The sequence below is a fragment of the Streptomyces shenzhenensis genome (assembly GCF_003688995.1).
Taxonomy (GTDB): Bacteria; Actinomycetota; Actinomycetes; order Streptomycetales; family Streptomycetaceae; genus Streptomyces; species Streptomyces shenzhenensis_A.
Genome location: NZ_PENI01000006.1, coordinates 225,376 through 240,810, shown reverse-complemented (window position 1 = coordinate 240,810; position 15,435 = coordinate 225,376). Strand labels below are relative to the sequence as shown.

The following is a 15,435-nucleotide window of genomic DNA, read 5'->3' as shown; positions in this document are numbered from 1 at the left end:
GGTCGCCCGATGTCCGCCGGTCACCCCCTGTTCGATTACCCGCCGGGTTACGGCCGCCCTCCACAGATTCAGTGAGTTTTTTCCGTCCACATCCTGGGGACCGTGGAGTTGTCCAGAACGTGTCCACAGCCCAGTCTGGTGAAAGAACATCAAGGCAGGTCATCCGGTTGTGGATTGGTGGACGAAAGATCTCCACAGCCTGTGGACAAAGCAGAGATCCACAGGCTGTGCATGAAGTTGTCCACCGGCAACCCACAGGCTGGGGCCGGTTGTCCCCAGCGATCACCGGCTTCTCCACATCCCTGTCCACTGTTCGGCAACACGACGCACCCGATCACCGCGTCGAGTGAAAGGCGTCACACCAAGGTGCCGGATTGGGGTGTGGGAAACGTGGGTAAACCTGGGGACGCAGCTGGGGAGAAGTGGCCTCAGGCTGTGGGTGGGGTGTGCAGAACTTCTTGTTCTCCACAGAGACCCCTGGTTGTCCACCGCCGTCGCCCACAGGGCCCGTGGACAAAATTTCCGCGCTGAGCAGGGCAAACGTGGTTATCCACGGTATCCACAGGCCCTACTACTACTCCCAGCTAGAGAGAGAGCGGAATCCGTTTCGAAGCGGGGCCTGTGCACAACTCGCCCTCTCGTGCCCGACCGCCCCCCGGCACGACTTGACCCCGACGGGCACCTACTGTCAGTGCGGTGCGTCAGACTGGTCCCCGGTGTTCTTCCCCACCCTGGGGACAGTGACACCGGGTCGAAGGACTCAGTAGCAACAGCAGGAGGCGGCTTACGGTGAAGATCCGGGTGGAACGCGACGTACTCGCGGAGGCAGTGGCCTGGGCGGCACGCAGCCTTCCGGCCCGTCCGCCGGCGCCTGTCCTCGCCGGCCTCCTCCTGAAGGCCGAGGACGGCCAGCTGAGCCTGTCCAGCTTCGACTACGAGGTCTCCGCGCGCGTGAGCGTCGAGACAGAGGTCGAGGAGGAGGGCACCGTCCTCGTCTCCGGCCGCCTCCTCGCCGACATCTGCCGCGCCCTCCCCAACCGCCCGGTGGAGATTTCCACCGACGGTGTACGGGCGACGGTCGTCTGCGGCTCCTCGCGGTTCACCCTCCACACCCTGCCTGTGGAGGAGTACCCGGCCCTGCCGCAGATGCCGAACGCGACGGGCACGGTCCCCGGCGAGGTCTTCGCCTCCGCCGCCGCGCAGGTCGCCATCGCGGCCGGCCGCGACGACACGCTGCCCGTCCTCACCGGTGTGCGCATCGAGATCGAGGGCGACACCGTCACGCTGGCCTCCACCGACCGCTACCGCTTCGCGGTCCGCGAGTTCCTGTGGAAGCCGGAGAACCCGGAAGCCTCCGCGGTGGCCCTGGTGCCCGCCAAGACGCTCCTGGACACCGCCAAGGCGCTGACCAGCGGCGACAGCGTGACCCTCGCCCTGTCCGGCTCCGGTGCCGGTGAGGGCCTGATCGGTTTCGAGGGCGCGGGCCGGCGGACGACCACGCGTCTGCTGGAAGGCGATCTCCCGAAGTACCGCACGCTGTTCCCGACCGAGTTCAACTCGGTCGCCGTGATCGAGACCGCCCCCTTCGTGGAGGCCGTCAAGCGTGTCGCCCTGGTCGCCGAGCGCAACACCCCGGTGCGGCTCAGCTTCGAGCAGGGCGTGCTCATCCTGGAGGCCGGCTCCAGCGACGACGCACAGGCTGTGGAAAGGGTCGACGCGCAGCTCGAGGGCGACGACATCTCCATCGCCTTCAACCCGACGTTCCTGCTCGACGGGCTGAGCGCCATCGACTCGCCGGTGGCGCAGCTGTCGTTCACGACGTCGACGAAGCCCGCGCTGCTCAGCGGCAGGCCCGCGGTGGACGCCGAGGCGGACGAGGCCTACAAGTACCTGATCATGCCGGTCCGCCTCAGCGGCTGACCCGTCCGGTCCGGCAAAGCCCCAGGTGAGGGCGTACGTTTGAGCGCGTATGCCCACAGCTGTGCGTGGCAGTCCGGGTTTAGGCTCGGACGCGGGTACGAACGTGCCCCACACGTCACACAGCAACCGAAGGACACCAACTGATGGAGCTCGGTCTCGTCGGCCTCGGCAAGATGGGCGGCAACATGCGCGAGCGGATCCGCCGCGCGGGCCACACCGTCATCGGATACGACCGCAACGCGGACCTCGCCGATGCGCACAGCCTGGAGGAGCTTGTGGGCAAGCTCTCCGGCCCGCGCGTGGTCTGGGTGATGGTCCCGGCCGGCGAGCCCACCCAGTCCACGATCGACGAGCTGGCCCGGCTGCTGGAGCCCGGCGATGTCGTCGTGGACGGCGGCAACTCCCGCTGGACGGACGACGAGAAGCACGCCGAGGAGCTGGCCGCCAAGGGCATAGGCTTCGTCGACTGCGGTGTCTCCGGCGGGGTCTGGGGCCTGGAGAACGGCTACGCGCTGATGTACGGCGGCGACGCGGAGCACGTCGCCGCGGTGCAGCCGTTCTTCGACGCGCTCAAGCCGGCGGGCGACTTCGGTGCGGTGCACGCCGGCAAGGTCGGCGCGGGCCACTTCGCGAAGATGGTCCACAACGGCATCGAGTACGCGATGATGCAGGCCTACGCCGAGGGCTGGGAGCTGCTCGAGAAGGTCGACTCCGTCACGGACGTGCGCGAGGTCTTCCGCTCCTGGCAGGAGGGGACGGTCATCCGTTCCTGGCTCCTGGACCTCGCGGTGAACGCCCTCGACGAGGACGAGCACCTGGCCGGGCTCAAGGGCTATGCACAGGACTCCGGCGAGGGCCGGTGGACGGTGGAGGCCGCCATAGACAACGCGGTGCCGCTGCCCGCGATCACCGCGTCGCTGTTCGCGCGGTTCGCCTCGCGGCAGGACGACTCGCCGCAGATGAAGATGATCGCGGCGCTGCGGAACCAGTTCGGCGGCCACGCGGTCGCGCAGAAGTAATCCACAGGACCGCCCGTCGGTCCACATGTCTGGGGGAGGTCGGCGAACGACCATGCACGTCACGCATCTCTCGCTGGCCGACTTCCGCTCGTACGCCCGGGTCGAGGTCCCGCTCGACCCGGGCGTCACCGCCTTCGTCGGCCCCAACGGGCAGGGCAAGACGAACCTCGTCGAGGCGGTCGGCTATCTCGCCACCCTCGGCAGCCACCGCGTCGCCTCGGACGCGCCCCTGGTCCGCATGGGGGCCGAGCGCGCGATCATCCGGGCGCAGGTCAGACAGGGCGAGCGGCAGCAACTGGTCGAGCTGGAGCTGAACCCGGGCAAGGCCAACCGCGCCCGGATCAACCGGTCTGCCCAGGTCCGGCCCCGGGACGTGCTGGGCATCGTACGGACCGTGCTGTTCGCGCCCGAGGACCTGGCGCTGGTCAAGGGCGATCCCGGCGAGCGGCGCCGCTTCCTCGACGAGCTGATCACCGCCCGCGCGCCGCGGATGGCGGGCGTGCGCTCCGACTACGAGCGGGTCCTCAAGCAGCGCAACACCCTCCTGAAGTCGGCCGCGCTGGCCCGCAGGCACGGCGGCCGGACCATGGATCTGTCCACGCTCGACGTCTGGGACCAGCACCTCGCGCGCGCGGGCGCCGACCTGCTCGCCCAGCGCCTGGACCTGCTCGCCGCCGTCGAGCCGCTCGCCGACAAGGCGTACGAGCAGCTGGCCCCCGGGGGCGGTCCCGTCGCCCTGGAGTACAAGCCGTCAGCGCCCGGCGAGGCCCACACGCGCGAGGAGCTGTACGGCCAGCTGACGGCCGCGCTCGCCGAGGCGCGCAAGCAGGAGATCGAGCGGGGCGTCACCCTGGTCGGCCCGCACCGGGACGACGTGATCCTCAGACTCGGCCGGCTGCCCGCTAAGGGGTACGCCTCCCACGGCGAGTCCTGGTCCTGTGCGCTGGCGCTGCGCCTGGCCTCGTACGAGCTGCTCCGCTCGGAGGGCAATGAACCGGTGCTCGTCCTGGACGACGTGTTCGCCGAGCTGGACGCCCGGCGGCGGGAGCGGCTCGCCGAACTGGTCGCGCCGGGCGAGCAGGTCCTGGTGACCGCCGCCGTCGACGACGACGTACCGGACATCCTGGCCGGGGCCCGGTACGCGGTGTCCGACGGGACGGTGGAGCGCGCATGAGCACCGACGAGCCCACCCCGGCGCAGCCCTCGCGGTCCCCCGAGCCCTCGGGCGTCGACCTCGCGCGCGTGGCGTTGCGCGCGGCGAAGGAGGCGGCACGCGCGCGTGGGGACGCGGCGCGGCAGAAGAAGCAGGCGCGGCGCGGGGGGCTGCGCTCCGGTGCGCGTGCCGACGGCCGCGATCCGATGGCGCTGGGCGCCGCCATCAACCGGCTGATCACCGAGCGCGGCTGGGAGGCGCCGGCCGCGGTGGGCGGGGTGATGGGCCGCTGGCCGCAGATCGTCGGCGACGACCTCGCCAAGCACTGTGTGCCGCAGCGGTACGACGAGGACGAGCGCGTCCTGTCCGTGCAGTGCGACTCCACGGCGTGGGCGACCCAGCTGCGGCTGCTCGCCCCGGCGCTGGTCGCCCGCCTCAACGAGGACCTCGGGCATGGCACGGTGAAGCTGATCAAGGTGCACGGTCCCGGTGGCCCCACCCGTCGCTACGGCCCCCTGCGCGCCCCGGGCAGCACGGGCCCCGGTGACACCTATGGGTGACCGGCGCGTCACCGAAGGGGCACGCACGGGGTTGTCGAGGGGTGTTCAGAGTGACCGGTCGATCAGGTGACCGACCTCACATCGTCGCTGGTCGGACGGCCCGTGCGGGTTGCCGCGGGCCGGTGCGCCGGGACAGCGCGCGCGGTCGCACGGCGCGACCTGACCCTGGAGTAGCCAAGGGTTGACAGCCAGAAGCGCTGAGTGGCGCTGTGAGCCTCTTGGAGCCCCCTTCCGTATATCGGGACCCGGCCGAGACCGGTTGAGGGCGGCACATGGGGACTCAGGTACCGGCAAACCCCCATCACTGTCGGCGCTACCGGTAGACTGGAGCCGATCCCGCCCCGACCGTGGGGACCGTCCGGGAAAAGCTGAGCAACGCTGATCAGGGCTTACCAACGCAACATGCCGCAGCCGCTCCGGCAACCCTCCTCCAGAGGGGGCATCCCCAGGAGCCTGGCTCGTGCTGTGCCAGAAAGGGCGCTTCGTGGCCGATTCCGGCAACCCCAACGAGAACATCCCGTCCATTGACGCCGACGTGAACGGCGAGGTCACCGCCTCGTACGACGCCAGCGCGATCACCGTGCTCGAGGGCCTGGACGCGGTTCGCAAGCGACCCGGCATGTACATCGGCTCGACCGGCGAGCGCGGTCTGCACCACCTCGTGTACGAGGTCGTCGACAACTCGGTCGACGAGGCGCTGGCCGGCCACGCGGACACGATCGACGTGACGATCCTGGCCGACGGCGGCATCCGTGTCATCGACAACGGCCGTGGCATCCCGGTCGGCATCGTCCCCTCCGAGGGCAAGCCGGCCGTCGAGGTCGTGCTGACCGTGCTGCACGCGGGCGGAAAGTTCGGCGGCGGCGGCTACGCGGTCTCCGGCGGTCTGCACGGCGTCGGCGTCTCCGTCGTCAACGCCCTGTCGAGCAAGGTGTCGGTCGAGGTCAGGACCGACGGCCGGCGCTGGACGCAGGACTACAAGATGGGCGTGCCGACGGCCCCGCTCGCCGAGCACGAGGAGACCGACGAGACCGGCACCACGGTCACCTTCTGGGCCGACCCGGACATCTTCGAGACCACCGACTACTCCTTCGAGACGCTCTCGCGGCGCTTCCAGGAGATGGCGTTCCTCAACAAGGGCCTGACCCTCCGGCTCACCGACGAGCGCGAGTCGGCGAAGGCCACCGCGGGGGCGGACGAGGCGGGCGCCGACGAGAAGGACGAGGTCAAGGCGGTCACGTACCACTACGAGGGCGGCATCGTCGACTTCGTGAAGTACCTCAACTCCCGCAAGGGAGACGTGGTGCACCCCACCGTCATCGACCTGGAGGCCGAGGACAGGGACAAGAGCCTGTCCCTCGAGGTCGCGATGCAGTGGAACAGCGGCTACAGCGAGGGCGTGTACTCCTTCGCCAACATCATCCACACCCACGAGGGCGGCACGCACGAGGAGGGCTTCCGGGCGGCCCTGACCTCGCTGATCAACAAGTACGCGCGCGACAAGAAGCTGCTGCGCGAGAAGGACGACAACCTCACGGGCGACGACATCCGCGAGGGCCTGACCGCGATCATCTCGGTCAAGCTGAGCGAGCCGCAGTTCGAGGGCCAGACGAAGACCAAGCTGGGCAACACGGAGGCCAAGACCTTCGTCCAGAAGGCCGTCTACGAGCACCTCAACGACTGGCTGGACCGCAACCCGAACGAGGCCTCGGACATCATCCGCAAGGGCATCCAGGCGGCCACCGCGCGCGTGGCGGCCCGCAAGGCCCGCGATCTGACCCGTCGCAAGGGCCTCCTGGAGACCGCGTCCCTGCCGGGCAAGCTGGCGGACTGCCAGTCCAACGACCCGGCCAAGTGCGAGATCTTCATCGTCGAGGGTGACTCCGCCGGCGGTTCGGCCAAGTCCGGCCGCAACCCGCAGTACCAGGCGATCCTCCCGATCCGCGGCAAGATCCTCAACGTCGAGAAGGCCAGGATCGACAAGATCCTGCAGAACCAGGAGATCCAGGCGCTGATCTCCGCCTTCGGCACGGGTGTGCACGAGGACTTCGACATCGAGAAGCTCCGCTATCACAAGATCATCCTGATGGCGGACGCCGACGTCGACGGCCAGCACATCAACACCCTGCTGCTGACCTTCCTCTTCCGCTTCATGCGGGACCTGGTGGAGCGGGGCCATGTGTACCTCTCCCGTCCCCCGCTCTACAAGATCAAGTGGGGCCGGGAGGACGTCGAGTACGCCTACTCGGACCGCGAGCGCGACGCCCTCATCGAGCTGGGCCGCCAGCGCGGCAAGCGCATCAGGGAGGACTCGATCCAGCGCTTCAAGGGCCTCGGCGAGATGAACGCCGAGGAGCTGCGCGTGACGACGATGGACATCGACCACCGGGTCCTCGGCAAGGTCACCCTCGACGACGCCGCCCAGGCCGACGACCTGTTCTCGGTCCTGATGGGCGAGGACGTCGAGGCCCGCCGCCAGTTCATCCAGCGCAACGCCAAGGACGTTCGCTTCCTCGACATCTGAGTCGGTCTCAGCTGACCGTACCGGGAAGGATCTTCACCAGCAATGGCCGACGAGAACACCCCAGTCACGCCCGAGGCCGAGGGCGGCGACACCATGCGCATCGAGCCCGTCGGGCTCGAGACGGAGATGCAGCGCTCGTACCTGGACTACGCGATGTCCGTCATCGTGTCCCGTGCGCTGCCCGACGTCCGTGACGGTCTCAAGCCCGTCCACCGCCGTGTCCTGTACGCCATGTACGACGGCGGCTACCGGCCCGAGCGCGGCTTCTACAAGTGCGCCCGCGTGGTCGGCGACGTCATGGGCAACTACCACCCGCACGGCGACAGTTCGATCTACGACGCGCTGGTCCGCCTGGCCCAGCCGTGGGCGATGCGCATGCCGCTCGTCGACTCCAACGGCAACTTCGGCTCCCCGGGCAACGACCCTGCGGCCGCCATGCGCTACACCGAGTGCAAGATGGCGCCGCTGTCGATGGAGATGGTCCGCGACATCGACGAGGAGACCGTCGACTTCACGGACAACTACGACGGCCGCTCCCAGGAGCCGACCGTCCTGCCCTCCCGCTTCCCGAACCTGCTGATCAACGGCTCGGCCGGCATCGCGGTCGGCATGGCGACCAACATCCCGTCGCACAATCTGCGCGAGGTCGCGGCCGGCGCCCAGTGGTGCCTGGAGCACCCGGACGCCTCGCACGAGGAGCTGCTCGACGCCCTCATCGAGCGCATCAAGGGCCCGGACTTCCCGACCGGCGCCCTGGTGGTGGGCCGCAAGGGCATCGAGGAGGCCTACCGCACCGGGCGCGGCTCGATCACCATGCGCGCGGTCGTCGAGGTCGAGGAGATCCAGAACCGCCAGTGCCTGGTGGTCACGGAGCTGCCGTACCAGGTCAACCCGGACAACCTGGCGCAGAAGATCGCCGATCTGGTGAAGGACGGCAGGATCGGCGGCATCGCGGACGTCCGCGACGAGACGTCCTCGCGCACGGGCCAGCGGCTGGTGATCGTCCTCAAGCGGGACGCGGTTGCCAAGGTCGTCCTGAACAACCTCTACAAGCACACCGACCTGCAGACGAACTTCGGCGCCAACATGCTGGCGCTGGTCGACGGGGTGCCGCGGACCCTCTCCCTGGACGCGTTCATCCGGCACTGGGTGACGCACCAGATCGAGGTCGTCGTCCGTCGTACGCGCTTCCGGCTGCGCAAGGCCGAGGAGCGGGCGCATATCCTGCGCGGCCTGCTGAAGGCCCTGGACGCCATCGACGAGGTCATCGCGCTGATCCGGCGCAGCGCGACCGTCGACGTGGCGCGCACCGGCCTGATGGGGCTCCTGGAGATCGACGAGATCCAGGCGAACGCCATCCTCGAGATGCAGCTGCGCCGACTGGCCGCCCTGGAGCGCCAGAAGATCGTCCAGGAGCACGACGAACTCCAGGCGAAGATCACCGAGTACAACCAGATCCTCGCCTCGCCGGTCCGCCAGCGCGGCATCGTCAGCGAGGAACTGGCCGCGATCGTCGAGAAGTACGGCGACGACCGCAAGACCATGCTGGTGCCCTACGACGGCGACATGTCCATCGAGGACCTGATCGCCGAGGAGGACATCGTCGTCACCGTCTCCCGCGGCGGCTATGTGAAGCGGACGAAGACGGACGACTACCGGGCGCAGAAGCGCGGCGGCAAGGGGGTGCGGGGCACGAAGCTGAAGGAGGACGACATCGTCGACCACTTCTTCGTCTCCACCACGCACCACTGGCTGCTGTTCTTCACCAACAAGGGCCGGGTCTACCGGGCGAAGGCGTACGAGCTGCCGGACGCCGGACGGGACGCGCGCGGGCAGCACGTGGCGAACCTGCTGGCCTTCCAGCCGGACGAGTCGATCGCCGAGATCCTCGCGATCCGCGACTACGAGGCGGCGCCGTACCTGGTCCTCGCCACCAAGGCGGGTCTGGTCAAGAAGACGCCTCTGAAGGATTACGATTCGCCCCGTTCCGGCGGTGTCATCGCGATCAACCTGCGGGAGCGGGAGGACGGGTCCGACGATGAACTGATCGGGGCCGAACTGGTGTCGTCGGACGACGATCTGCTTCTGATCAGCAAGAAGGCACAGTCGATCAGGTTCACCGCCTCGGACGACACGCTGCGGCCGATGGGCCGGGCGACCTCGGGCGTCAAGGGCATGAGCTTCCGCGAGGGCGACGAGCTTCTCTCGATGAATGTTGTTCGAACCGGTACGTTCGTGTTCACTGCCACGGACGGCGGGTACGCGAAGCGGACCGCCGTCGACGAGTACCGCGTCCAGGGGCGCGGCGGCCTCGGCATCAAGGCCGCCAAGATCGTGGAGGACCGCGGCTCGCTCGTCGGCGCGCTGATCGTCGAGGAGAGCGACGAGATCCTCGCCATCACGCTGTCCGGCGGTGTGATTCGTACGCGAGTCAGCGAGGTCAGGGAGACGGGCCGTGACACCATGGGCGTCCAACTGATCAACCTGGGCAAGCGCGATGCCGTCGTCGGTATCGCACGTAACGCCGAGGCGGGGCGCGAGGCGGAGGAAGTCGACGGTGACGTGGCCGTGGACGAGGTCGCCGAGGGTGCCGCGTCCGCCGGTACGGACGAGGGTGAGGCGCCCTCGGCCGAGTAGCACGAGGAGTGTGTCATCGTGAGCGGAGCCACGGGCGCCGGTTCGGTCGGTTCCCCGGCCGGCAACGATTCCGGTAGGGGAACGGGCAGCGGCGGCCGTGGCTCCGCCGCGCATGCGACGGATCCGCACACGACCAATCTGAAGCCGGTCAAGTCGTCCGCGACCGACCCGCACTCGCCCGACACTCATGGATCCCAGGGGGGAACTGTGACGGACACCCGAGGCCCGCAGACCCAGCATTACGGCGCTGGGGCGGGCCCGGCCGCTTCCGGCGCCCAGCAGCCGGCCCAGCCCCCGGCCGGGGAGGCGCACGGCGCCTCCCCGCTGCCGGGTGAGCGGCGGCAGCAGCAGCCCGCCGGGCCCTACCACCCGCCGCAGGCCTACCCGGCACAGGCCGCGGCCGCGGCCGGGCCCGGCACGGTGCGCCGGCCGCGCACCGGCGCGCGCACCACGCCCCGCACCCGCAAGGCGCGGCTGCGTGTGGCCAAGGCCGACCCGTGGTCGGTGATGAAGGTCAGCTTCCTGCTCTCCATCGCGCTCGGCATCTGCACGATCGTCGCGTCCGCGGTGCTGTGGATGGTCCTGGACGCGATGGGCGTCTTCTCGACCGTCGGCGGCACCATCTCGGAGGCGACAGGATCGAACGAGGCGAACGGCTTTGACCTGCAAGCCTTCCTGTCGCTTCCGCATGTGCTGATGTTCACGGCGATCATCGCGGTCATCGACGTCGTCCTCGCGACGGCGCTGGCCACGCTCGGCGCGTTCATCTACAACCTCTCCGCGGGCTTCGTCGGGGGCGTGGAGCTGACGCTGGCGGAGGACGAGTAGGACGTGCGGCGTACCGCGTCGCGGCGGTGCCGAACCTCTGCCGTGCGGCCTGCGACAACCGATTTTGGGACTGCCCCGGTCGTGCGCTAATCTTCAGGAGTCAGCGCGCGGGCCACGCACCGCAGAGCGCGGCGGGGCTATAGCTCAGTTGGTTAGAGCGCATCCCTGATAAGGATGAGGCCACAGGTTCAAATCCTGTTAGCCCCACCAGTGAGAAGACCTCCGGATCATCGGTCCGGGGGTCTCTTGGCGTCGGCGTCGATCGGCGGGGGCGCGTGGAGGGTGTGAAAAGGCTCGACCGCTGGAGACGGGGGATGCACCAACGGTCGAGCTATGGCCAAGGGTACAAGGGTGGTCAAGCGGGGGCGGCAACTGTCCGACGTCGGGCGGGAGTTGTGAGCCGGATCACGGGTGCTCGGTCGCTAGCGTTCGCACGGGGGGTCGTACGAGAGCCGGGGCAGGTACTCGTCCCACTTCTGCGGTGTCAGCACGCCCCGGGTGGTCGCGCAGATGTGGCGGACGGCCTGGTCGACGTCCAGGTTCCACAGCCGTACGGTGTCCGCGCCGCTCGACACCCCGAGCAGGTGGCTGTGGGGGCTGAACGCCAGGAAGTTGCCGGTCTTGGCGTTGGGGCTCAGCGACTGGCCGATCGGGGACGCCTTGGACGGGTGGGTGACGTCCCACAGCCGTACGGTGTTGTCGTTGCCGCCGCTGGCCAGGGTGCGGCCGTCCCGGCTGAACGTCAGCGAGACGACCGCCTCGGTGTGGCCGGTGAGGGGCGCGTCCAGCTCGCCGGCCGAGGCCGGGTCGCCGATGTCCCACAGCCGTACCGTGTCGTCGTCGCTGCCGCTGGCCAGCGTCCGGCCGTCCGGGCTGTAGGCGAGGGTGTTGACGGGGCCGAGGTGTCCCGCGAGGGGGCTGCCGACGGGGGTGGCGCGGCGCGGGTCGGCCACGTTCCACAGCCGGACGGTGCCGTCCGCGCTGCCGCTGGCCAGGGTGCGCCCGTCGGGACCGAACACGAGGGCGTTGACGTATCCCTTGTGGCCGGTGAGGGGCCGGCCGAGCGGCACCGGGTCGGCCGGGTCGCTGACGTCCCACAGCCGGACGGTGCGGTCGTCGTAGGCGGTGGCCAGGGTGCGCCCGTCCGGCGCGAAGGCCAGGGCGTTGGGGCCCGCGAACCGCGTCCGCAGGGTGAGCGGCGCGCCGTAGGGAACGGGCCGGTACGGGGCGGAGACGTTCCACAGCTGCAGTGAACGGCTGCCCATCCGCACCGCGAGGACACGGCCGTCGGAGGAGAACGCCAGCGTCCGCACGTCGCCGTCGCCCGGCATGAAGGGCTCGGACAGCAGGGTGGGCCGGTCGGGGTCGGCGATGTTCCACAGCCGGACCTTTCCGTCGCGTGCGGCGGCGGCGAGCACGTGCCCGTCCGGCCGGAACGCGCCGATGCGGCCGATCATGTCCGTGACCGGGATCGTCCACAGCCGGACCTTGCTGTCGCCGCTGCCGGTGGCGAGGGTCCGGCCGTCGGGGCTGAAACCCAGCGCGTACATCTCGCCGCTGCCGCCGGACAGGGGCTCGCCGACCTGGGACGGATAGGCCGGGTCGCTGACGTTCCACAGGGACGCGGTGCTGTCCGCGCTGGCCGCGGCGAGCAGATTGCCGTCCGGGCTGAAGGCCACCGACCAGACGGGACCGGTGTGGCCGGTCAGCGGGGTGCCGAGCGGTGCCGCGCGGCCCGGGTCGGCCACGTTCCAGAGCCGTACGGTGTTGTCCGTGCTGCCGCTGGCGAGGGTGCGCCCGTCCGGGCTGAACGCCACGGAGTGCACCGTCGTGGTGTGCCCGGTCAGCGGCGTGCCGAGTTCGGCCGGCCGGCGCGGATCGGTCATGTCCCACAGCCTGATCGAGCCGTCGTCAGCGCCCGCCGCCAGCGTCCGTCCGCCGGGGCCGAAGGCCAGGGAACGGACGGCGTCGGTGTGTCCGGTCAGGGCGCCGAGCGGTTTCGGCCGGCCCGGATCGCGTACGTCCCACAGCCGTACCACGTGCTGGTCCGTGGCCGCGGCCAGCGTGTGCCCGTCCGGGCTGAAGGCGAGCAGGTAGATGGTGCCGTCGTGGCCGTTCAACGGCGTGCCGAGCGCCTGGGGACGGCCCGGGGAGGTGACGTTCCACAGGCGGACGGTGCCGTCGTCCGAGGCGCTGGCGAGGGTGCGGCCGTCGGGGCTGAAGACGGCGCTGCTCACCCAGCTGGAGTGGCCGGTGAGGGGCTTGCCGAGTGGCCTGGGGCGCGTCCGGTCCGTCACGTCCCACAGCCGTACGGTCCGGTCGTAGCCGGCAGTGGCCAGGACCTTGCCGTCCGGGCTGAACGAGGTGAGGTAGACGGCGCCGGTGTGGCCGAGGAGCGGTGTGGCCAGCGGGGCGTTCACGATCGAGATCAGCCGGTTGTTGGCGCCCTCGTCGTCCGGCCGCAGGCGGTGCGCCACGAGGTCGAGCTGCGCGGACAGCGACGGATCCGTGTACTGGACCCGATCGGCCTCGGCGACCACCTGCTCGAACACCGCGTCGTTGCGCTGCTTCCAGGCGATCACCGCCGAGCCGGCGGCCAGGATCGCGAGGACCACGAGCGCCGCCACCGCGCCCCGGCTGATCCGGACCGTGCGCTTGCGCAGCCTGACCGAGGCGGCCAGGAACTCCGCGGCGCTCCGGGTCAGGGAGGTGTCACCGGCGGACGTCGCCCAGGCGCGGGCCTGCTCCAGCCGGGACCCCCGGTAGAGCAGTGACGCGTCGCGGTTCGAGCCCTCCCAGGCCCGGCCGTCCTCCTCCAGGCGCTGCCGCAGCAGGTTGCCCTGCCGGTCCTCGTCGATCCAGTCGCGCAGCCGGGGCCAGGCGTGGAGCAGCGCCTCATGGGTGATCTCGACGGTGTCCGCGTCGAGCGTCACCAGCCGGGCGCGGACGAGGGCTTCGAGCGACTCCTCCGTACCGTCCGGGTCCGTCGACTCCGCCGCCAGCTGCCGCCGGGTGCCCCGTCTGCGGGTGGCCTGGGTGTCCTCGCCCAGCCGGACCAGCCTGAGCAGCAGCAGCCGCGCCGCCGTGCGCGCCTCCGGGTCGAGGCCGGACCAGGCGCGCTCGGCGGTCGCCGCGACCGCTCCCTGGATGCCGCCCGCCGCGCGGTAGCCGGCCAGCGTGAGCCTGCCCCCCTTGCGCCGCAGCCAGGTGGCGAGCAGCGCGTGGGAGAACAGCGGGAGCACGCCCGCGTCGTGCGCGCCGCGGGGGCCGTCCGCGCTGACCTCGCGGAGGATCAGCTCGGCCAGGCCCGGTTCGAGTTCCAGGCCCACCGCCTTGGCCGGTCCGGTCACGGCCTCGCGCAGCTCGGCGGCGGTGAGCGGGCCGAGCACCATGTGCCGGTGCTGGAGCGCGTCGGCCAGTTCGGGATGGCTGAGGCACTGCTCGTAGAAGTCGGCCCGGATGCCCAGGACGACCTGTACGGGGGCCGGGGCGTCCGGTCCGGCGGGCGTGCAGGCGGCGTGCAGGATCCGGATGAACGCGCGCCGGTCCGCCTCGTCGGCGCAGAGGGTGAACGCCTCCTCGAACTGGTCCACGACGACCACGGGGCGGGCGGCGCCGGGCGCCTCGCGCTCCGCCCAGGCGGCGACGGCCGCGCCGACCGCCCGGGGGAACCGGGGATCGCCTGGCCCCGTGCCTGCCGCCTGGGCGAACCGGGGGTCGCCGGGTTCCGCGCCCGCCGCCCGGGGGAACCGCGGGTCACCCGGATCCGCGCCCGGTGTCTGTGCAGGGCGGCGGGCGCCGGGTTCCTCGGCCGTCGGCCGGGTGGACCGGGGGTCGCCCGGCGCCCCCCGCCCGGTGGTCGTCGGCTCCGCGGCGGCCGGGACGAGCGGGGCCAGCTCCGGGATCCGGCCGGTCAGTTCCGCGAGGGGATCGTTTCCCGGGACGAGCTGGAGCACCACGCGCGGGGGCGGTGCGTCCCCGCGCGGCCGGCCCTCCCCGCGTGGCCGCGCGTCACCGTCGCCCGCGGTGCCGCCGCCGGACTCGGTGCCGTCGCGCAGTGCCGGCACCAGGCCCGCGTTGAGGAGGGAGGACTTCCCCGCCCCCGAGGCGCCCACGAGCATGACCAGGCCGCCGGTGCGCTCCGCCGCGCGGAGCAGATCGACAAGGGCCTCCGTGCTCCGCTCCCGGCCGAAGAACCAGCGGGCGTCCTCCCGGCGATAGGCGGCGAGCCCGCGGTACGGGCACACTCCGGGCACGGCCGGGGCCTCGCCCGACGCGCCCTCCTCCTCGTCCGGGGACGCCGCCGGGCGGTCGCCGACCGGGTCGGCCAGCGCGCGCTCCCACAGCCGCTGCCATTCGGCCAGGTCGTACAGGCCCGGGTAGACCGGAGCCGGCCGTGCCCGCCGGGCCTCGGGGACCAGCACGTGCAGCACCGCGGCGAGGGCACCGAACTGGGCGGGTACGTTCTTGGCCCGCCGCCAGTCGCTGATGCGCTGGGCGGACACCCGGACGGGCCGCCCGCGCTCGTCGACCCGCTGCAACCGGACGACCGCCTCGGCCACGCGCTTGAGGGGAGGGTTGCCCGCTTCCTTGTACAACAGCGCGAGACGTTCCGCGAAGGCTGTGCGCGCCCCTGAGTCGGAACTCAAGGTCTCCACCCCTTAACTCCCCGCCGCTGGACGTCCGGACCGGAAAACTCACCCTATATGGCTGACCTGCGGCGATTCCGTCGGACGGGCCCCGGAACCTCGTGGCTGTGCGCCGCAGATGGCAGGATCGCGATGCAGTAGCGGA

8 protein-coding genes and 1 tRNA gene are annotated in these 15,435 nt (G+C 70.8%); 8 read left to right on the top strand and 1 reads right to left on the bottom strand.

What is annotated here, in order from left to right:
* Positions 1-789 precede the first annotated feature (789 nt).
* The 8 genes from dnaN to CTZ28_RS12845 all read left to right on the top strand — a co-directional run bounded on the left by dnaN (position 790) and on the right by CTZ28_RS12845 (position 10,851).
* Positions 790-1,920 carry a DNA polymerase III subunit beta gene (gene dnaN, locus CTZ28_RS12880; protein ID WP_121889473.1) on the top strand — a complete coding sequence of 377 codons (1,131 nt, stop codon included), beginning with the start codon at positions 790-792 and terminating at the stop codon, positions 1,918-1,920.
* Between the two features lie 143 nt (positions 1,921-2,063).
* Entirely contained in the window at positions 2,064-2,939 is an 876-nt protein-coding gene (gene gnd, locus CTZ28_RS12875; RefSeq protein ID WP_121889472.1) for a phosphogluconate dehydrogenase (NAD(+)-dependent, decarboxylating), read from the top strand.
* A gap of 52 nt (positions 2,940-2,991) precedes the next feature.
* Positions 2,992-4,113, top strand: a complete 1,122-nt coding sequence (recF, locus tag CTZ28_RS12870; protein ID WP_121889471.1) for a DNA replication/repair protein RecF — start codon at positions 2,992-2,994, stop codon at positions 4,111-4,113.
* The gene (locus tag CTZ28_RS12865) at positions 4,110-4,652 is read left to right on the top strand and encodes a DciA family protein (RefSeq protein WP_121889470.1); all 543 of its coding nucleotides are present in this window, start codon (positions 4,110-4,112) and stop codon (positions 4,650-4,652) included. The genes recF and CTZ28_RS12865 overlap by 4 nt, the downstream gene beginning before the upstream one ends.
* A gap of 460 nt (positions 4,653-5,112) precedes the next feature.
* Positions 5,113-7,176, top strand: coding sequence for a DNA topoisomerase (ATP-hydrolyzing) subunit B (gyrB, locus tag CTZ28_RS12860; RefSeq protein WP_121889469.1), 2,064 nt, complete (start codon positions 5,113-5,115; stop codon positions 7,174-7,176).
* 42 nt (positions 7,177-7,218) lie between these two features.
* The gene (gene gyrA, locus CTZ28_RS12855; RefSeq protein WP_121889468.1) at positions 7,219-9,813 is read left to right on the top strand and encodes a DNA gyrase subunit A; all 2,595 of its coding nucleotides are present in this window, start codon (positions 7,219-7,221) and stop codon (positions 9,811-9,813) included.
* Positions 9,814-9,831: 18 nt separating this feature from the next.
* The gene (locus CTZ28_RS12850) at positions 9,832-10,641 is read left to right on the top strand and encodes a DUF3566 domain-containing protein (protein WP_121889467.1); all 810 of its coding nucleotides are present in this window, start codon (positions 9,832-9,834) and stop codon (positions 10,639-10,641) included.
* A 133-nt stretch (positions 10,642-10,774) separates the two neighbouring features.
* Positions 10,775-10,851 (top strand) — tRNA-Ile (locus tag CTZ28_RS12845).
* A 212-nt stretch (positions 10,852-11,063) separates the two neighbouring features.
* On the opposite strand, the gene CTZ28_RS12840 is transcribed toward CTZ28_RS12845, so the two are convergent.
* Positions 11,064-15,299: an nSTAND1 domain-containing NTPase gene (locus tag CTZ28_RS12840; RefSeq protein ID WP_259471575.1), complete on the bottom strand. Its 4,236-nt coding sequence runs from the start codon at positions 15,297-15,299 to the stop codon at positions 11,064-11,066.
* Positions 15,300-15,435 lie beyond the last annotated feature (136 nt).